We start from the raw sequence: 20770 nt of genomic DNA, 5'->3' as shown, positions 1-20770 counted from the left end.
AATATGTTGATACAGCTTAAACTTTGGCTAAAAAATAGTAATAATCCATTAGCGACATGGTTGTTTCAATTTGCAAAGTCGCTTTGCAATCCGCAAATCATCGTAATCCCTGTGCTACATGCTTCACTTTACTATTTGCATTATTTTATAAAAGAGTTATGCCATGAGCTAGTTCGGATTTTTTATTATACACCTTTATTTAAAAGCCAAATTAAGGGCAGTAAAAAGCGCTTATATTTATATTCAGGTATGCCGCAAATACTTGGCAAGTTAAAAATTGAATGCAAAGACGATGTGAGAATTTCAGGGATCAGCACCTTATGTGGGCGGGTGAGTAATGAGCGAGAGCCGCTACTAAGTATTGGCAATAATGTTGACATTGGTTGGCAAAATGCTTTTTCTGTAGGGCGCACCATTATTCTTGAAGACGATGTCAGGCTGGCAGGACGAGTTTTTTTAGCCGGTTTTCCTGGGCATCCAATTGACTGTGATCGCCGCGCTAACTCTGAAAGCGATGATGAATCTCAAATTGGTGACATTATAATAAAACGCGGTGCTTGGCTGGGCACTGGAGTGACTGTACTGGGCGGTGTCACAATCGGTGAGGGGGCGATAATTGGTGCGGGAAGTGTGGTTACTAAAGATATTCCTGATTTTACTATTGCTGCGGGAAACCCTGCCAAAGTAGTTAAAAAAATTAAGGGGTAAGTGTATGAAATTTATTGTATTTGGTGAAGACTGGGCGAGTCATCCAAGCAGTACTCAACATTTATTTTCAGAGCTTGCTAAGCAGCATGAAGTACACTGGATAAACTCCATTGGTATGCGAAAACCAAGCGCTAAATTTCATGATATTAAACGTATGCTCAGCAAGTTAAAGCAGTTATTTCGACAGTCTAAAACTGCTGCAATAGCCACACCCAACAATATGACTATTTATAAGCTGCCTGTATTACCTTGGCACGATAATCGACTCATTCGATGTTTTAACCGCTGGATTTTTTCTCGTTACCTTGCACCCTCAACTTGTAGTGAGCCGATTATGTATTGGTTAAGTGTGCCAACTGCACACTATTTATTTGATAAAAAAACCACTGATAAATTAATTTATTATTGCGGCGATGATTTTTCTGCGTTGGCAGGGGTTGATGCTAAACTCGTTGCCCCCTTTGAGCAGCAGCTTATTAATAGCGCAGATCTTATCTATGTGATCAGTGAGTTATTGCTGGCAAAGATGCCCGCTACAAAAACAAAAATGCTGACCCACGGCGTAAGTTATGAGCTATTTACAAGCGACGTTGAAAAAGCCGATGAAATACAAACTATAAAAGAACCTATTATTGGCTTTTACGGCAGTATTAATGCTTGGTTAGATATTGCGTTATTAACCGCCTTGGTGGCTGCAAGGCCGCATTATCAACTCGTGCTTATCGGAGATATTGTGACTCCTGTTACACAGCTATTGCAGTTTAAAAATGTTACGCATATTGGCGCAGTTAGCCACGACCGTTTAGTATCGTTTTCTGCTCATTGGGATGTGTCGATTTTACCTTTTGTGAATAATGAGCAAATCAGAGCGTGCGATCCGCTAAAACTTAAAGAATATTTAGCGACAGGTAAACCGATTGTCGCAACTGATTTTCCTGCAGTTAGTAATTATACGCCGCATATTTTTATTGCTCACTCTAGTCATGACTTTATTAACAAGGTCGATGAGGCGCTTTCGTTAACTCAGCCACAATTAACATTATTAAACAGCGTACAAAAGAATCTAGCAAAAGCGCACAGCTGGCAGGCAAAGGCGCTGATTGTTAACGAAGACCTGCTGCGACTAAATCCTCCACATTGAGCATTAAAATGTAATCTTGGCGCGCCCTGTGCAACTACCTTATTAAACTAGGCTATTTACAGTGTAAATTTTTATTATGCAAATAGCCGTTAAATTTCGCATTGCAATATGCAAATTAATAGGTAGGGATTATGTTAGTTAGAGAGCAAATAAAAAGGTTACTTTATTTAGCTTTGTATGCAGTTTATACAAGGGCGAAACTATTTGTTTTGCCTCTGTTCATCGTACCTGTTGTGGTTATTTTACTCGCTGCAACTGCGCAAAAGCAGTACACAAACCATGCAACAATCTTAATAGAAGAATCTGCATTACTAAACCCATATTTAGATGACTTGTCTTTTTCGTTTGATTTATCAAATCGTATGGCTGCATTACGCACGCTTGTAATAAGTCGAAAAGTGTTGATAGCTGTTGCTAAAGAAACAAACTTAGTTGCTAAAGATGCAAGCCCTGCTGCTATTGAAAAAATTCATCAAGAACTCTCACAAGCGCTTTCTTTATCACTGGTTGGTGATGAATTGGTGCGAGTTAACTTTACTTGGCATGACCAAACTCAAATGAAAGCAGTATTAGAAAAAGTGGTTGAGAAATTTATAGAGAGTTTATTAGCACCAACCAAGGCCTCGCTTGATACGTCTGAGCAATTTTTTTATCAACAGTTAGTCAGTTTACGAGAAGAACTCGAGGTTTCTGAAGAGTCGCTAGCTAATTTTAAAGCTAAAAATAGCAACACTTTACCTGCTGTTTTACATAGTAATAGACAAACGTTCGATAAGTTACTGAGTGATCAACAACAAAAGTCTATCGTCTTATCAGGTGCAAAAGCCAAGCTTGAAGCGCTAACAACAAAAATGGGCCAAGCAAACCCAATTTTAGGACGCATAGAAGAAAAAATCATTAATGCCGAATCACAGTTGAGCTTTTTAAAAACCCGTTATACCGAAAAGCACAGTAAAGTCGTGTCGAAAAAACGTGAACTGCTGAGTATTCGAGCTCGCCAACAGGCTTTAATAGAAAGTGGCAAAAATCTAGATGCAACAAACATAGATCAACTTTGGCAAATGGCCAATACACTTCCTGATGGCAAAGACAATGAAAGTAATGTGCTTGTTTCACAGATACTTGCATTAGAAGAAGCAAAAAACACTGTGCTCCAACATCAACAAGAGTTTGCCATGTTGGAGCAGCAAGTTAATACGGTGAGTGAAAGGTTATTAGTTACAAGCGATATAGAGAAACAATTAAGAAAGCTAGAGCGGGATTACGACGTTAAGCAATCACTTTATAAAGATATGCTGGGACGTTACGAAATGGCAAAAGTAACGGGTAAATTAGTTAAATATGAAGGGCCTGACAAAGTAAAAACCATAGAACGAGCTTACAGCCCAACCCAGCCAATCAATACCTCTTTAGTAGTGGCGATTATTTTGGGGATTGTTTTAGGCATATTTACAAGCACCACCTGTGTATTTGTAGCGACATTATTTGATAGTCACTTAAAAGATATTCAAACCATTGAAAAACTATCTGCTTTGGAAGTAGTTACTATTTTACCTATTGTTGGCAAAGGTTCATTACATGTTCCTGCTAGCCCATCAATGCACTTTATTAATAAGGGGAGTTAGCATGAACGTCCTACATTTAGTTCAGCACTTTAAAATAGGTGGCCTTGAAAAAATGGCTGTGACCTTAATGCAAAAAAGCCAATTCGCAAGCACCAGTATTATTGTTTCGCTAGAGGGCAATGAGCAAGAAGCAGTTAGTGAGTGGCCTGCTTTAGCTTTATTTGAACAAAAACTGATTAGCTTAGATAAAGCGCCTAGGTTTGATCTAAGTATTATCAAAAAGCTCACTGAAATAATTAAAACACACGAGATTAAAGTGATTCATAGTCATCACATTGGTCCCATGTTGTACGCGAGTCTAGCTTGTCTTACAAATACTCAGGTAAAGCATGTCTCAACTATTCATGATGCTTGGTATTTAAAGAGCTTTAAACAGCGTTTAATTACCAAAACACTTAATAAGTTAACTAAAATTCACTGGGTTGCAGATGCACAAGTGGTCGCGAATGAATTTTATAATGAAACAGCGATCACGGCAGATAAAACCATTCTGAACGGTATCGACTTACAGCAGTTTAATCACATCAATGAAGCAACCGCAAGGCTCAAACTTGATCTTCCTGCTGATAAAAAGTTAATTGGTTGCTCTGCACGATTAGAGCCGGGGAAAGGGCATTTGGATCTCATTAAACTACTGCCTTTGCTGCCTAAAGACATCGAATTAGTGTTTGCTGGTAATGGTAGCTTACGCTTTTCGTTACTCAGTGCGGCAGTATCGCTTGGGGTGGTAGAACGAGTGCATTTTTTAGGAAATGTACAGCATATGCAGCTATTTTACTCAGCTATTAACGTTATGTGTCTTTATTCACAAAGAGAAGGACTGCCCTTATCAATTTTAGAGTCAATGGCGTGTGGCAAAGTAATTGTGGCGACTGATGTTGGCGGTATCAGCGAGGTCGTTACAGAAGAGCAAGGCATATTAGTCAAGCCAAATGACTCTTTTGGCCTAAAAATTGCGCTATTGAAAGCATTAGGCATGAAATATGGGCTGTGTATTCGAGAGCATATTCTCTCAATTGCAGATGCAAACAAAATGAGTGAAGCGTATGACCACTTCTATAATGGCTTAGCTTCATAAGGGGAATGCAATGACTTTTCTACTGATCACATTGGCTGTTTTAATTACACTGGCTTTATATCATCATGTTGGTTACTTACTGTTATTAAAGCTATTTAGTAACAGTAAACCGATTGAGATGACTGAAAATACTCAACCCAGTACTCACTTTGGTATTTTAATGTGTGCTTATAACGAACAAGAACACATAGCAGAGAAGCTTTATAACTTAGGCTCAATGTTATATAGCACTGAGCTATACACCATTCATGTTTATCTTGATGGCTGCACCGATAAAACTTATGACGAAGCGATGCTAGCGCAGTCGCATCTTGCAAAGCAAAATGTAGTTTGTCATTTGCATTTTAGTAAAGTGAATAAAGGCAAATCATTTGGCATCAATGAACTGATAAAGCTGAGTAAGCCAAATTATGATGTTTTACTCTTTACCGATGTTAGTGCGCTACTGAGTATTGATGTGCTCAATAAAATTGATGCCGATTTTAAAGATCCTAATATTAATGTTATCACCGGCGTATATATTTTAGATGATTTAGCCACTGCTGAGCAGCAACAGTACTGGCAATATCAAAACAAAGTAAAGAGTATGGAGTCGTCTTTAGGGGCTGTTATTGGCGTGCCAGGTGCTATGTTTGCTATACGCTCAGCTCATGCGGCTTTATTAGATGAAAACACCATAAATGACGATTTTATTATCTCTATGAAAGCGTTAAACCAAGGTGGGAAAGCCGTTGTAAACAGTGAAATAAATATCGTTGAGCGTGAATGTGATGAACAAAGTCATGATTATGCCAGAAGAGTAAGATTAGGTGCGGGTAACTGGCAGCAAATAAAAATGTTGTTTGAATTATTAAATCCGAAATTAGGCTGGGTAAGTTTTAACTATTTTTCACATAAAGTATTGCGTGGGGTCATGCCAATTATTCTGCTGCTGATTTACGCGTTACTTTTTTCACTTGCACTATCTTCAAGCTTGTTAATACCTAAAGTGGTATGTGTTGCGATAGTCTGTACTCATGGCTTAGGAGTAGCAAAAAAAGCTTTTAATATCAGGGCTAAGTTACCAATTGTAGATAGTGTAAATTATATTATCAGCGCTTATTTTATGGCTCTGTGGGGGATTGTTAAGTTTGAGCGTGGTGATTATAACCAGCATTGGCAGCGCGTTCATCAAACCCAAGAATCAAACAAAATATTCATCAAAACCATTAAGCGCACTATTGATGTAGTTGGCTCTGCGGTTGGATTAATATTACTTTCACCAGTTATGTTAGCTGTTGCATTAGTGATTAAACTGACTTCAAAGGGCCCTGTGTTATTTAAACAGCTGAGAGTGGGACAAAGTGATGATGATTTTGTCGCTTTATTCAATGTTTTAAAATTTCGCTCTATGGTTGTTGATGCAGAAGCAAAAAATGGCGCGGTGTGGGCAAGTAAAGATGATCCTCGTATAACTGCAGTTGGACGATTTATTCGCAAAACACGCTTGGACGAATTACCACAACTTTGGAATGTATTGATCGGTGAAATGTCTCTTATTGGCCCACGGCCTGAGCGACCAGTGTTTTATTCAAAGCTTGAGAAAGACATCCCGTACTTTTGTCAGCGTACTTATGGGATCAAGCCCGGTATATCGGGACTCGCGCAGGTAATGAATGGTTACGATGAGAGCATTGACGATGCGCGCAACAAAATAGGCTGGGATTACGCCTATATGCTAAGTACTTCATCTGCACGCAGTTGGTGTTATATGGAGTTTACTATTTTCTTTAAAACGTTGGCTGTTATATTCACTGGTAAAGGTCAGTAACGTTGTTTCGCATAATGCAATTGTGCACTCAAAAAGCAATTGCATTATGCATCCCTCCTCTAAAAAATAGTATCAAATAATTTAAAACCCTTAAATATCAGTTTGTTAATTCTGGCATTCTTCTTGTAATAGTCTATTTGTATTTATATTTTAATAGGTGATTCAGATGAAAAATTTAGCCAATAAAGTAGAACAAACAGTTGTCGTACTTCCTAATGATTTCTCCGGCTTTGCTGTCGATGAGTTAAAAGATCAGTTTGAACAGCTAGTCGAGCAAGGCACACACTTCGTGATTCTCGATTTTACTAAGACCGAATTTATCGACTCTTCAGGAATAGGTGCTATTGTTTTTCTATACAAAAGAATTGAAAAACAAAGTAATAAGCTATCTTTACTTAATGTAACGGGGCAGCCGTTTAAGCTAATGAACTTATTAAGAGTCGATAAAACCATTCCATTTATTGACTCAATATAAAAGGTATCAGGGAGAGTACAATGAAGGCACGCATAGTAATTGTTATTATAATGTTTTTAGGCGGCTGTGCTTCTTGGCCTGATGACGGCCAAGGTGGCTTAGCTGAAAAGTATCAAAACTATCCATTAGCCGATGAGCAGTACGATGAAAACTTCACTCAGCCCGAGGACGTTGTTAAGAGTGAATTTGAACACCTTGTACTTAAACTTGAGTTATTAAAATCGCAAGATATTAAAGCTTGTATGCCTGCGCAACTATTAAAAGCACAAATTTATGAAAATCGTATTCGTAGATTAATCGCTGGGCAAATGTGGGAAGATGCTGAGCATGATTTACTGATTCATTATCATGGGCTTAATCAGTTAACGAATCACTTTGATACGGTTAGAAAAGTTACGGATTGTGCCTCTACGACTAATGAGCAACCTGCGTCATTTAGTATCAAAAAACAAATTGCACAGCTATTGAATAGCGATAATCAATTTGCATTTAATGCGTTTGAAATAACCCCTAAATATGCCGTACGAGTTGCTCAAGCTGCAGATTTAGCGAAGCAACTAGGCAGTATTAATATTTTACTTGTGGGTCACACTGACGCGGTTGGAGATTCAGGGAGTAATTATGAGTTGGCACTTAAGCGTGCCGATACGGTGAAGCATTGGCTTGGCGTTTATGGCGTGCCACAGCAAAATATTACAACCCTAACGCAAGGAAGTTTGCAGTCTTACAGTGATGCCGCAGAAACTGAGAGTACACGTCATTCAGACCGAAGAGTTGAAGCAATAATTCTAGACGCAAACACGCAAGGCTTAGAAAGCAATAAAGCTAAAGCGCTGATGAACTGGACTAAAATAATACAAAGCAAAAAGGAGTAAAATAATGAAATATTTTTTCACAATATTTGTTTTGTTTTTTTTAGCGACCAACAGCTTTGCGGCAAATGAAGCGGATAACTCAATTGTGCAAGCGGGTAATAAACTCTTTTTATATGTGCCTGGCGAGGTTGAATTTGATGGCACGTTTGAAGTAGATAAAAAAGGCCAGATCAACATACCTGAAGTAGGGCAATTTAATGTTGCCAATAAAACAGTGGCGCAAATCGAACTTGAGTTAAAACCGGTTTTGGCTGAGTTGTTTGTTGCGATAGATGACTTTTATGTGGAGATCCGCAGCCGAGATATATTTATTAATGTGATGGGTTATGTCATTACGCCTTCCCAAGTCAGTATTCCTGATGATGGTAATATTCAAATGGTAATAGCTAAAGCGAATGGTTTAAAGCCTGGCGCTCAGCTCGATCGTTTGCAAATAAGACGAGGCGATGAGGTGATTGAGTTTAATTACAAAGCCTATTTAGATACAGGTAATATTAGCTTACTTCCAACCCTTAAAAGTGAAGATACGGTGTTTGTACCGGTATCTCCTTTACTTGGTAATGTACAAATAGACTTTGATGCACAAACACTTAGCGCAACGGGAGATGCCAGTGACAATAGCGCTATTACAATTTTGGGCGAAGTACATAATCCTGGTAGCTTTTCGTTTAAAGAAAATATGACCATCTTAGATGCATTAATGCGTGCCGAGGGAGTAACACGCTATGCTGATGTGACTAAAATTAGAGTCATTGTCGATAAGTCCCCAGTGATATTTGATTTAAAAGCATATTTAGATAAACCCACTGATAAGAATATGCCGCTTCTCAAAGCTGGTTCAACCATATATGTGCCAATAATGGTCGATGATGTAAACACCACTTCTCGGACTGTTTATATCATGGGGGAAGTGCAAAAGCCTGGAGCTTACGAGGCTGCAGATAGTACCAATTTTCTAGATATTTTAGCTAATGCAGGGGGGCCAACACGCTTTGCAGAAACGCGACAGATAAAAATATTAACCCCGCAAGGTGAAAGTATTTTATTTGATTTACAAGGTTACAGTGAAGGTAGCATTACGACAAAAGTACCTGATTTAAATCCTGGTGATGTTATTTTCGTGCCCGAAAAAACAGATGTAAACGAAAAAAGCTGGTTAAAAATTCCGACTAAACGTGCGATTAAAATTATTGGTGCCATTCAATCTCCCGGACGTTATGAATGGAGTGGTGAAATGGATTTTACCGATTTATTAGCTCATGCGGGCGGGCCAACCAAAGGGGCCAATATTAATGATATTAAAATATTACGTAATGGTGATGTCACTCAGCGTTTCGACCTCGAAAAGTACACTATTACTGATGGAAAAACAGCGCTACCAAATTTGATCGCAGGCGATACAGTGATTGTAGAGGAGTTGCCAGTTGACCCTGGCGATAATAAATCACAATGGATACGCCAAGCGTCGAGTAAGTCTATTTATATTATGGGTCAAGTGGGCTCTCCTGGGCGCTACGCGTTTAATGATAATATGCATTTTATTGATATTTTAGCCGCTGCAGATGGCCCTAATGGCAATGCTGATATTCGCAACATAAGAGTAACGCACCGTAATGGTAATAGTGCCAAGGTTAGCAAGCTTGATTTAGCTCTGTATTTTGAAACCGGAGATGAAACTCTCTTTCCACATGTGTTGCCCGGAGACACTATTTTTATTCCTGAAAAAGATAAAGACTGGTTACGTACACCTAAAGAGAGAGTGGTTCGTATTATGGGGGCAGTGCAAAAGCCGGGTCGCTATAACTTTGATGACACTATGTCTATTTTAGATGTATTAGCTGAAGCGGGTGGGCCATCAAGTTCCGCACTCATTGATAAAATTGTTGTGGTTAATCATTCTTGTTGTAAAGAGCAGTCTCGAGTATTCAATCTTGAAGCATTTATAAAATCACCAAACTCGGCAAATATTCCGGTATTAAGGGCTGGCGATACTTTATATGTACCAGATAAGGGGCAAGATCTATTAAGTCAATTTAAAGATAATTTCTTAGATTTTATAACAATAATTGCTTTAGTGGTGAGTTTATGAAGTTAATTCCAGAGCAGTATCATGAGCTAGAAACGATTTGTAATACCCTCGTTGATAGTGATGCACGATGCGTTACATTTATTTCGCTGTATGGTGGCGAAGGTTCATCAACGGCGTGTAGCAGTGTTGCCCAGCGATTAGTTAGTCAACATAAGTCAGTATTGGTGATTGATCTTAACCCCATTAGTTCGTTTCGCTTAGATAAGCAGTTATCTAGCTTAACTAAGCTATGGCGATTTGATGATATTTCTTGCCAGTTAAGTGTATTACCTTATCAGGGGATAGATATTTTGAGCATACATAATTTAGAGTCCATTGATTCGGCTAAAAATAAACATGTACTCAATGAGGCTGTGATCCGTTTAAAACAAGAATATGATTATGTGTTACTTGATATGTCTCCTGCGTTAAAGCTCAATCGCAATAATATTCCGCTACACTCTTTAAGTTTATGTAGCGAACTGACTTTAGTAACAGTTGGTTTAGGTGTTAATGATGAAGAGTCTTTGTGTAACGGCGTTGCAGAGCTTAAACAAGCTGGCCATAGCAATATTAAATTATTAGTGAGCCAATATAGTTTTGCACCTTTGGGTGAACGAATGCTATTACTTTTACAAAGATATAGACCTCAATGGCCAAGAGTATGTACGTTTTTAACAAACAAAATCAACAGGCAAAAGTGGCTGTTTAAGCATTATTGAGGTCTTTATGGATATATTATTTGAACGACGCTTTGAATTGTTATGGCCAACGTTAACCGAGATACGCCAAGTGTTAAAACATGTGTTGGGTGCATTATCAGTAAAACGGGATGAAGCGGATGCTGCCGGTTTAGTTGCAACGGAGTACCTCACTAATTTGATTAGGCATAATCAGGGGGATGAGCACGTTATTATGTTGCGCATCAGCCAAACGAATACTGACACATATCATTTAACGTTTGTAGATGAATTGAAGCCTTATAATTTATTCAAAAAAAATGACTCATCTTGGACAATCGAATCGCATGAATTAGTTGAAGGTGGAATGGGGGTTGAGTTAATTCGTCATTACTTTGCAGATGCAACGTATGAAACAATAGCCTCTAAAAATTATTTTTCCTTTCCTTTGATTAACATAGATAAAAGGCCAAGTATTATTTATGTTGATGATGATGTTGTCCAGCTTGCATTAATGAGCGCCTATCTTCAAGACAAGTTTCAAGTGATCACCTGCGAAAATATTGAGGCGGGTTGGCAGGCTATTTTAACCTCTGATGCCAGTATTTTATTACTTGATCACCAACTAAAAAAAGGCACTTGTGAGCCATTATTAGAAAAACTAAATAAATCTAATCTCAAATCACAATTATCGGTAGTGATGTTAACCGGTGATGACAGCGAAGAAGTGATCAGTAAAATTAATCGCTTAGGAGTCGATGATTACTTAATTAAACCAGTGAAAAAAAATAAGCTTTTGCAAAGTATTGAAAGGGTAACGCACCGGTTCGCTTACTTATCGTATCAGAGCACATTTGGCTTAACACCATCAAAAGTGTTATTAGCTAATAATAAAACAGCGCATATTTTTGGTTCAATTGCGGTCGGTAACGGTGGTGACTTTTTTATGCCGATTAATGATGAAGGGACTGCTTTTATCCTCGGTGATATGATGGGGCACGGCTTGCAAGCACTTAAAGAAAGCTTTGCGATTAAAGGCTTTATCAGTGGCTTTTTAGCAACTGGATTGGCATATCAAGACATGCTGGTGGCGCTTAATAATGCGCTTTATAAGCAGCAACTATGCAAATCGAGTTTAGTTACACTGGTAATTTGTTTTTTAGAAAATAATAAATTGTATTGGCTTAATGCCGGACATCCACCGCCAGTTATTATTGATAAAGATGGAAAAATATCTCAATTAAAGGGAACCGGTCCATTGTTAGGCCTTTCTAATGATCATCAATACACCCTTTATGAAGCTGAATTAGAAAATATTGAACATATTTTACTTTATACGGATGGTTGGACCGATAATCGCTTTACTGACAAAGATGAAATGGCTGAGTTAAAAACAATAATCCCAACACAGAGCAACTCTGCTGAGGACTTTGCCCACTCATTATGGAAAAACTCGCAAGTGACACTCTCCAAAGAAATTGATGATGCATCACTAATAATAATTAATTGAATTTGATTTAATGAGGTAACTATAGTTAACTTAACATTCATAAGTTAATATTTTTTATCTAAATAATTCTTAGCGGGCTGCTAAAAGGAAAGGGATTATGCCACCAACAATACTCATTGTAGAAGACACCCAGTCGCTCGCTATGTTGTATCAATCTTATCTAGTTCCTACAGGTGTTAATACTCTGGTGGCAAATGATGGTGCAAGTGCTTTAGCGATTATTGATAAAATAAAGCCTGATCTAATCGTATTAGATGTCATGTTACCAGACATGAATGGTTTAGATATTTTAGCCAAGTTAGCTCCTGATAATTCTCCTCAGGTTGTTGTTTTAACTGGTCATGCGACAAAAGAAATGGCCATTCAAGCGATCAAGCTCGGTGCCAGTGACTTTTTAGAAAAGCCCGTTGAGGCAGAGCGCTTTCGTATTACAATAAACAATGCGCTAAAAATAAAAGACCTAAAACAAACCGTCACGAAATATAAAAATACCTACGAAAATGGTCGATATTTTGATTTGATTGGTAGTTCAAAGCAGATGCAATCTGTCTATCAAATAATTAGCTCGGCATCGGTAAGTAAAGCTACGGTGTTCATTACCGGTGAAAGTGGCACAGGAAAAGAGCTCTGTGCACGAGCGGTACATCAAGCATCGAATCGCGCTGATAAGCCTTTTGTTGCGTTAAATTGTGCTGCGATCCCTAAAGATTTAATTGAAAGTGAAATTTTTGGTCACTTAAAGGGCGCATTTACAGGAGCTATTGCGAATCGTCTCGGGGCTGCGGGTCAAGCTGATGGCGGTACCTTATTTTTAGATGAGCTATGCGAAATGGACGTCAACTTACAAAGTAAGCTGTTGCGTTTTATTCAAACCGGCACTTATCAGCAAGTAGGCAGTGAAAAAGTTGTTAAAGTTGATGTACGATTTGTGTGTGCAACCAACAGAGATCCACTTGTTGAGGTCGAAGCCGGACGGTTTCGAGAAGACTTATATTATAGATTGCATGTGATCCCTATTGAGTTGCCACCATTAAGGGAACGCAGTACAGACATTATTGAGATAGCAGAAGCTTTGTTTATCAAAATAGCTCGCGAAGAGCAACATCCGTACAAAGGCATTACAGAGGATGTAAAGCGCTTACTGGCTCAATATGATTGGCCTGGTAACGTGAGACAGTTAGAAAATGTGATCCGCAATATTTTAGTGCTCAATGCCCAAGAGTGGATTGATGTAAATATGTTGCCCAGCTTGCCACAAAGCTCTCAGAAAGAAATACCAAATTACAAGCCAAACGAAAGCTTTACTCATACTAAAATACAAGAATTTGAAGAGTTACCGCAAATTGAAAGTGATATAAAAGCACTTTGGTTAGCAGAAAAAGACTATATAGAACGTGTTATAAAAATATGTTCAACAAATATTCCCAAAGCAGCAGCATTACTTGAAGTTAGCCCTTCTACCCTTTATAGAAAAATTAAAAGCTGGGAAGAAAACTTATAAGCGTAAGCGTGATTTTGCGGTGTACGCATTTTGTAATAACAAAAATTGGTTTTTACCAGAAAACCTTTCTTTAAGCATGACGTAAGCGGCTTGTGCCATAGCGCTTTTTTGATCAGGAGACTGTATTAAAAGTGCGTTAATACAATTTTGACACTCTTGTGCATCACCTGTTTTCATTAATAAGCCATTCGTATTATTTTTTATGATACTTGGGATGGCGCCAACAGGACTGCTAATTACGATTTTATGGTGCGCCATGCTCTCAAGTAATGTCATGGGTAAACCTTCCTCTCTTGAGCAGATAAGCAACACATCGATTTGATGCCAAATATCGTCGCGATTGGTTAAACCATGATAGTGTAAGTTTTCCAGTTGCGGGATGGTATTGCGCATCGGACCGTCGCCAAAAAGGTGAAACATCACATTGTTACTGTTTTGCATACTTTCGGCTAAGGTATAAAAAATATCAGGAGCTTTTTCATACGATAACCGGCCAACAAATCCAATTCTAAGAGGGGATGAGGAAAAGTTAACCGTAGGTGGTTCTTTGATATCAATAAAGTTTTCTAGTAATGTGGCATTCTTAATTGTTTTGCTGATTTGCTCTGAGACTGCAAAGTTGGTTGATAAACATGAAAGCCACAGGTCTAGTTTGTTATATAGCCACATTTTACCTGTCCCAGCATCACCTGCGTGGTAAGTGCTTATACAATGTTTATGAGTAAGTTTACAGGCTAAACGGCCTAAAATACCCGCTTTATAACCATGGGTATGAATAACTGTATTGTCATCGTAGCGGCGCAATTGCTTAATTAAACTCGAAGGTGTGCCTTGCAGAAAATCATAGCGTATGCTTTGCTTATCAAGTAACGTATAAAAATCATTATTGCCATGATTTTTATAAAATAAAACAGAGCAAGAAACGTTATTTTTACTGAGTAGTTTGTGTAGTTCCACGATGTGGGTTTCAATACCACCGATCATGGAAGAGTCAACAAACAAAATAATCTGGCAATTCATAACGAACCTCAAAAGAAAAATATGATAGATATATCTGTAATAGAACAGCTAAAATATGATGTTGGCGACAGCATGGCTATTGAGTTACTCAAAGTGTTTGTTGACGAGTCTAAAAAATTAGTAGAACAAATGCTTAACTCAACCAACACTAATGATATAGAGCTTCATGCACATAGCTTAAAAAGCAGTAGCTATAGCTTTGGTGCAATACATCTAGCACAAACATGTCAGCTGATTGAGCAAAAAGTTAAGACCAATGGCTTAAACCCAGAGGTTAGGACTTTGTTAAAATTAGCTGACTCGCAAAGTAAAAAAACTTTTCAACAAATTAATCAATTAGTTAATAACGCTTAAGCGTGTTTTTCTGCATTAAAAGAGCTTTTTAATAATTCTGAAAATACATTATTTAACTCATCGATATTATGTAAATGTTTACCCGTTTTATTGCATTTATTCCCGTGTTGCAAAATTTCCATAATCGCTGGAGGAGAAATACTTAAATCGTATATTTTAGCGCCGAGCTTTTTTTGTAACCAATCAATACCTGCACTATGAGTGTATTGCATTACACTGTTCTCTTGCGCTGTATTTTCAATAAATACACGACACGCAGAGGTTTTTTGAATAGCGAGTGCAATATCGTCGATTAAAAAAGCGGGCATAATACTGGTTATGATACTGCCAGGGCCAATAATCACTAAGTCAGCATTTAAAATAGCTTCAACAGCGCCTGGTGATGCAGGTACTTTTTTAGATAAATATACTTTCTCAGGTAGTAAATTTAAGGCATCTATCGCACACTCACCAAACACTTTTTCACCGTTATCAAGCTCAGCGACTAAGTCTGTTGGTATATCAGACATGGGTAAAACGGTTTCACAATTACCAAGTAGTTTATTAAAGCATGCAATAGCCTGAGTAGGAGAGGCCATAACTTGAGTCAAACCTAAAAGAGTTAAATTACCTAAGCTGTGACCTTCAATATCGCCGCTCGTAAATCTGTGTTCATACACAGAATGAGCAATTGAACCTTCACCCGCTAGTTGAACACAGCAACGGCGAATATCACCAAGGGCGATGCAATTTTGTGCTTCTCTAATCCTACCCGTCCTGCCGCCATTATCGGTGGTTGCAACGATTGCTGTTAAGTTATTACACAAAGGTTTTATTGCGCTTAAAACTTGTGCCAATCCGTGCCCACCGCCTATGCAAACTATTTTCATCGTTTTGCCTTGGTGTTTGTTATTTACATTAATTAAGCAGAAATCATTCCACTCTAGCAAAAAAAATAACTCAATGATTTATATTGAATTTTGTTCTATATTAAATAGTCATGTCATCGGCTTAAGTTTTTTTTGCAAAACGCGATGCATTTTAAGTGGGGAAACCGGTATGCAAAATAGTGATTTAATTACTGTTAGTGAATTACAAAGTCAGTTAGAGTCATTATCTCAATGTAATGATGAAATTGATATTTTAGCGACTATCTCCGCTTTTTTGCAGCCGTTGCTTCATTATCAAGATTGTATAATCCTACAAAAAATTGATAAGCATTATCAAACTATAGGCACTAGCAATATTGATTTTTATGATCAGAAATGGCCGCATTGCAGATTGTTTTTACAGGTATTAAAAAATAGCTATGCATTTTGTAACAATCCGTCAGAAGATCTCGAATTTAATTTTTTAGAGGGCAATGCCAAAACTGCACTTAAAGCGTCTTTATTGATAAGTGTTAGCACCTCCAATGAGCAAGGCATATTTATTTTTACTAATGTAGACATAAATGAGGTCAGTGACGTTGTAGGTTCAGATCTTATAAAGCTGTTTTTTCAACAGGCGTTCTATGCTTTTTTGAACTTAATGAAGTTACACGCTCAAACTCACCAATCTATTTTACTGCTTGATAAATTTTCTCAACTCTCTAGTTTATTTAAAGAGCTTGCTAGTGAGTGGTTTTGGCGCACAGATCTTAATATGACGTTTATTAGCGTTAATAATATTGAAAGCGAAAATAACACTTACGCTCAACTTTTTATTAATAAAAAAATTGATAATTTACTCACTATTAATGAGCGAAAAAACACACTGAAATGGCAGCAATTCTCAGCTTTACTTGCAGAGTATGACGATTTTAGTGGTTTTGAATTTGAAGTTTATGCAGTTAAGCCCCTTTGGGTATCTCTTAATGGCAAATCGCAGTTTGACGATCAGGGAAATTTTATTGGTTATTTAGGGATTGCCAAAGATATTACTTTTTCAAAAGAGCGAGAGGCCGCACTTGAAAGTGAAAAATTAAAAGCTGAAGAGGCCAGTCAAACCAAGTCAAAGTTTTTAACGATCATGTCACACGAGATCCGTACTCCAATGAATGCGATTATGGGGATGATAGAGTTATTACTGGATACTGAGCTCACTAAAGAACAACGACAGTGGCTGGACTATGCTAATTCAAGTGCTGATATTCTATATGGCTTAATCACTGATGTGCTTGATTTTTCAAAAATCGAATCAGGAACAATTTTATTGGTTAACAAACCTCTTAATGTAAAATTATTAATAGAAAATATAGTAGGGCAGTTACACATAATAGAAGACAGTGACGATATTATCTTCTCAGTATCAATAAGTGACGACATACCTACCTTTATAATGGGAGATGAGTTTAGATTAGGGCAAATACTCTTTAATATTATTGGAAATGCATTCAAATTTACGCGCTCTGGACGTATTTTACTATGCGTAAGTATTGTTGATGGAAAGCTTAACTTTACTGTCCAAGACTCTGGTGTTGGTATCGCAAAAAAAGATTTGGTTTTTATATTTCAGCCTTTCAGGCAAGTTAACGATGGCATTAACAGAAAGAATGAAGGAGTTGGTCTTGGGTTAAGTATTTCAAAAAACCTAATTGAGTTAATGGGGGGCTCAATTACTGTTGATACGCAACTTGGGCTTGGCAGTACTTTTACTATTTTAATTCCATTTGCAGAAGCACCTATTAGTGAAATGAAGCCTGAACTATCTGCAGAGCATCCTGTTTTATCGATCCTCGTTGCTGAAGACAACAAAACCAATCAGGTATTAATTAAAGCGTTCTTACAAAAATTAAATCATAAAGTGACAATAGCTAATGATGGCGCCGAAGCGATTGAATTTATGAAGCTCAAAAAGTTTGATTTAATTTTAATGGATATTATGATGCCAACGATGGATGGGTTAACTGCTACACAATACATACGTAATGAATTATTAAGCGATATTCCTATTTACGCACTCACCGCCAATGCCGCAACCGACGATAAAGCATCGTGCTTTAAAGTCGGCATAAATAAAGTACTGACCAAACCAATTAAGTTTGAGACTCTAAAAGCATCTTTAAACTTGCTGTAGTGCGCATAAATAACAACAGATTAAAAAAGGCCGTAATGAGTTTAAATTACGGCCTTTTTTAATTTTGTTATTCTATATTCTGGATCTGCTCACGCATTTGCTCTATCAATACTTTAAGCTCAACCGCAGCATTGGTGATGTCGCTATTGATTGATTTAGAGGCGAGGGTGTTGGCTTCGCGGTTAAACTCTTGCATCATAAAATCTAAACGACGACCACAAGCGCCACCTTTTTTAAGGATTTTTTTAGTTTCTTTGACATGAGATTTTAAACGGTCTAGTTCTTCAGCTACGTCTTGTTTTTGTGCAAGGTAGATGAGCTCTTGCTCAAGGCGAGCTTCGTCAATATTTGCAGTTAAATCTTCTAATTTTTGTGCTAATTTTTCACGCTGCCATTTGGCAATTTCTGGCATGTGAGTTTCAACTATCGCTACTTGCTCTAAAATAGCATCAAGACGAGTGGCTATCATTTCTTCAAGATTAGCGCCTTCATCGCCACGTGCAGATTTAAAATCTTCAATCACTTGATCAAAACCAGCAATGAGTGCGGTGTTAACGCTATCCATATCTAGTTCTTCAGCTTCCATAACACCAGGCCAACGTAAGATGTCGACAGGATTAATATCGCCATTACTTTGTTGTTGCACCCATTTGGCGCTATTGATCAGTTGTGCAGCCAACGCCTCATTAATTGAAAGCTCACCAACATGGGCTGGGTTTGCCACAAACTTTAAGAACACTTCAACCTTGCCGCGTTGTAAATGTTTACGTAGGCGCTCACGGATCACCGGCTCCATGCCACGAAATTGCTCAGGTGCGCGAATAAAGGTTTCAAGGTAGCGTTGGTTAACTGAACGAACTTCCCACGTGCCAGTGCCCCAATCGCCTTTTATTTCGCGACGCGCGTAAGCAGTCATACTGTGGATCATGGATGGTTTCCTAGTTTTATTAAACAATATTAAAAGTGATTATACCGTAACACTGGTTAAGCTCTAGCGGAAATTTTTGTTGCTGCGAATTTTACAATTTGCTTTTGTTTAAATCAGCATGGCATCTACAGCTATATATACATATAATGTGGGAAATTCTGAATTAAGGGGATCGTGAATGCGTCCAAGCGAAAGAACACCTAACCAAATTAGACCGGTTACATTTACACGTAATTACACTTTGCATGCTGAAGGCTCTGTGTTGGTTGAGTTTGGTAACACAAAAGTACTTTGTACAGCCACTGTTGAATCAGGTGTACCGCGTTTTATGAAAGGCCAAGGTAAAGGCTGGATCACAGCTGAGTACGGTATGTTACCGCGCTCTACCCATACCCGAAATGGCCGTGAAGCGGCGCGTGGCAAGCAAAGCGGTCGTACTATGGAAATTCAACGTTTAATTGCACGCGCACTTCGTGCCGCAGTTGATTTAAAAGCGTTAGGCGAAAATACCATTACTATTGATTGTGATGTTATTCAAGCTGATGGCGGAACTCGTACTGCATCAATCAGTGGTGCTTGTGTTGCTCTAGTAGATGCGTTAACACACATGCGTAGCAAGGGTATGATCAATTCAAATCCTCTTAAATTTATGATTGCAGCTATTTCGGTAGGTATTTATAAAGGCCAAGCTATTAGTGATTTAGAATATTTAGAAGATTCTGACGCTGAAACAGATATGAACGTAATTTTGACCGAAACAGGTAAAATTATTGAAGTGCAGGGTACAGCCGAGGGCGAACCTTTCTCGTTTGATGAGCTTGATGAATTACTCACTCTTGCGAAGCATTCAATCCGCGAAATCATTGACGTTCAGAAGCAAGCATTAGCTTAATAAGTAATAGGTTTATAGTAATGAAAGATTATCAAATAGAGTTTATTGAATTCGCCTTAGAAAAACAGGTGTTAAAGTTTGGTGAGTTTACTTTAAAGTCTGGCCGTACTAGCCCTTACTTTTTTAATGCGGGGTTGTTTAATACAGGTCGTGACCTTGCACGTCTTGGTCGTTTTTATGCTGCCGCCCTTGAAGATGCAGGCATTGAATATGATGTTTTATTCGGTCCTGCTTATAAAGGTATTCCAATTGCAACAACTACCGCAGTAGCACTTGCAGATCATCACAATAAAGATGTGCCTTATTGCTTTAACCGTAAAGAGAAGAAAGCACACGGTGAAGGCGGCACATTAGTAGGCTCTGAGCTAAAAGGCAAAATCATGTTAGTAGATGACGTGATCACTGCTGGCACAGCTATTCGTGAGTCTATGGAAATCATTGCAGAAAATGGTGCGGATCTAAGTGGTGTCTTGATAGCTCTTGATCGTCAAGAAAAAGGCAAAGCCGAACTGTCTGCAATTCAAGAAGTAGAACGTGACTTTAATACTAAAGTAGTTTCAATAGTAAAACTTGCAGATTTAATTAGCTACCTTGAAACTAAAGGTACTATGAACGAGCATCTTGCATCAGTAAAAGCTTATCGTGAGCAATATGGTATAGCTTAACCTAAGTATACTTAAAGCTATTCAACAAAAGCCCGATGATTTTCATCGGGCTTTTGCGTTTTATAACCGTATAAAGTTATTTTGAAGTTAAAAAAGTATTTCTTTTGTAGGGTTTGGCTTGAATTTTGAACGAACAGCACTTTATTTCAAGTTTTATTTAAAAAACGCTTGCGTAAAATTCGCCGCGCCCTATAATGCGACCCCACTGAGACGGCAGACAGCAACGCTTAGCGAGGCAAGAGTTAATCAGTTAGTCGAGTAAAACTTGAGTTTAGATTATTAAGAAAGTTTAAAATTAAGTGTTGACAAAAAAATAGGAAAGCGTAATATGCGCAGCCCTAGCGAGATAAAGTTTAACTTTAACCGCAACGTTCTTTAACAATATAAAGCAATCATCTGTGTGG

General features: G+C 38.0%; 18 protein-coding genes. 15 read left to right on the top strand and 3 right to left on the bottom strand.

Annotated features, from left to right (window positions below):
* Positions 1 to 3: 3 nt before the first annotated feature.
* The 11 genes from H5200_RS10950 to H5200_RS10900 all read left to right on the top strand — a co-directional run bounded on the left by H5200_RS10950 (position 4) and on the right by H5200_RS10900 (position 13471).
* A complete protein-coding gene (locus tag H5200_RS10950; RefSeq protein WP_182761493.1) occupies positions 4 to 708 on the top strand; it encodes an acyltransferase in 705 nt (234 codons plus the stop codon).
* Positions 709 to 712: 4 nt separating this feature from the next.
* On the top strand, positions 713 to 1849 hold the full coding sequence (locus H5200_RS10945; RefSeq protein ID WP_182739709.1) for a glycosyltransferase: 1137 nt from the start codon (positions 713 to 715) through the stop codon (positions 1847 to 1849).
* A gap of 131 nt (positions 1850 to 1980) precedes the next feature.
* On the top strand, positions 1981 to 3474 hold the full coding sequence (locus H5200_RS10940) for a GNVR domain-containing protein (protein ID WP_182718092.1): 1494 nt from the start codon (positions 1981 to 1983) through the stop codon (positions 3472 to 3474).
* 1 nt (position 3475) lies between these two features.
* The gene (locus H5200_RS10935; RefSeq protein WP_182761492.1) at positions 3476 to 4552 is read left to right on the top strand and encodes a glycosyltransferase; all 1077 of its coding nucleotides are present in this window, start codon (positions 3476 to 3478) and stop codon (positions 4550 to 4552) included.
* A 10-nt stretch (positions 4553 to 4562) separates the two neighbouring features.
* Positions 4563 to 6362 (top strand): sugar transferase, encoded by a 1800-nt coding sequence (locus H5200_RS10930; protein ID WP_182718094.1) that lies wholly within the window; start codon positions 4563 to 4565, stop codon positions 6360 to 6362.
* Positions 6363 to 6528: 166 nt separating this feature from the next.
* The gene (locus H5200_RS10925) at positions 6529 to 6837 is read left to right on the top strand and encodes an STAS domain-containing protein (RefSeq protein ID WP_149980667.1); all 309 of its coding nucleotides are present in this window, start codon (positions 6529 to 6531) and stop codon (positions 6835 to 6837) included.
* Positions 6838 to 6857: 20 nt separating this feature from the next.
* Entirely contained in the window at positions 6858 to 7712 is an 855-nt protein-coding gene (locus H5200_RS10920) for an OmpA family protein (RefSeq protein WP_182718095.1), read from the top strand.
* 4 nt (positions 7713 to 7716) lie between these two features.
* Complete coding sequence (locus H5200_RS10915) at positions 7717 to 9801, top strand: SLBB domain-containing protein (protein WP_182761491.1); 2085 nt, start codon at positions 7717 to 7719, stop codon at positions 9799 to 9801.
* A complete protein-coding gene (locus tag H5200_RS10910; protein WP_182732256.1) occupies positions 9798 to 10502 on the top strand; it encodes an AAA family ATPase in 705 nt (234 codons plus the stop codon). The genes H5200_RS10915 and H5200_RS10910 overlap by 4 nt, the downstream gene beginning before the upstream one ends.
* Positions 10503 to 10509: 7 nt before the next feature.
* Complete coding sequence (locus H5200_RS10905; protein ID WP_149980671.1) at positions 10510 to 11970, top strand: SpoIIE family protein phosphatase; 1461 nt, start codon at positions 10510 to 10512, stop codon at positions 11968 to 11970.
* Between the two features lie 97 nt (positions 11971 to 12067).
* Positions 12068 to 13471, top strand: a complete 1404-nt coding sequence (locus tag H5200_RS10900; protein WP_182739711.1) for a sigma-54 dependent transcriptional regulator — start codon at positions 12068 to 12070, stop codon at positions 13469 to 13471.
* Here the strand turns inward: H5200_RS10900 and H5200_RS10895 are convergent.
* Positions 13466 to 14491 (bottom strand): glycosyltransferase family 4 protein, encoded by a 1026-nt coding sequence (locus H5200_RS10895; RefSeq protein WP_182739712.1) that lies wholly within the window; start codon positions 14489 to 14491, stop codon positions 13466 to 13468. The two genes, H5200_RS10900 and H5200_RS10895, sit on opposite strands and share 6 nt — an antisense overlap.
* Positions 14492 to 14512: 21 nt before the next feature.
* Here H5200_RS10895 and H5200_RS10890 point away from each other — a divergent pair, with 21 nt between their 5' ends.
* Complete coding sequence (locus H5200_RS10890) at positions 14513 to 14845, top strand: Hpt domain-containing protein (protein WP_149980674.1); 333 nt, start codon at positions 14513 to 14515, stop codon at positions 14843 to 14845.
* Here the strand turns inward: H5200_RS10890 and yvcK are convergent.
* Entirely contained in the window at positions 14842 to 15714 is an 873-nt protein-coding gene (gene yvcK, locus H5200_RS10885; RefSeq protein ID WP_182739713.1) for a uridine diphosphate-N-acetylglucosamine-binding protein YvcK, read from the bottom strand. The genes H5200_RS10890 and yvcK overlap by 4 nt on opposite strands.
* Before the next feature lie 169 nt (positions 15715 to 15883).
* Between yvcK and H5200_RS10880 the strand changes: the two genes are divergently transcribed.
* A complete protein-coding gene (locus tag H5200_RS10880; RefSeq protein ID WP_182761490.1) occupies positions 15884 to 17881 on the top strand; it encodes a response regulator in 1998 nt (665 codons plus the stop codon).
* Positions 17882 to 17948: 67 nt separating this feature from the next.
* On the opposite strand, the gene H5200_RS10875 is transcribed toward H5200_RS10880, so the two are convergent.
* Positions 17949 to 18809 (bottom strand): YicC/YloC family endoribonuclease, encoded by an 861-nt coding sequence (locus H5200_RS10875; protein ID WP_145237110.1) that lies wholly within the window; start codon positions 18807 to 18809, stop codon positions 17949 to 17951.
* Positions 18810 to 18987: 178 nt separating this feature from the next.
* On the opposite strand from H5200_RS10875, the gene rph reads away from it, so the two are divergent.
* Entirely contained in the window at positions 18988 to 19701 is a 714-nt protein-coding gene (rph, locus tag H5200_RS10870; protein WP_145237114.1) for a ribonuclease PH, read from the top strand.
* A 20-nt stretch (positions 19702 to 19721) separates the two neighbouring features.
* Positions 19722 to 20366: an orotate phosphoribosyltransferase gene (pyrE, locus tag H5200_RS10865; RefSeq protein WP_145237117.1), complete on the top strand. Its 645-nt coding sequence runs from the start codon at positions 19722 to 19724 to the stop codon at positions 20364 to 20366.
* Positions 20367 to 20770: the final 404 nt, after the last annotated feature.

The sequence above is a fragment of the Pseudoalteromonas sp. SG43-7 genome (assembly GCF_014164295.1).
Classification (GTDB): Bacteria; Pseudomonadota; Gammaproteobacteria; order Enterobacterales; family Alteromonadaceae; genus Pseudoalteromonas; species Pseudoalteromonas rhizosphaerae.
The sequence above is the reverse complement of the archived record's forward strand: the minus strand, read 5'-3'. Positions and strand labels throughout refer to the sequence as shown.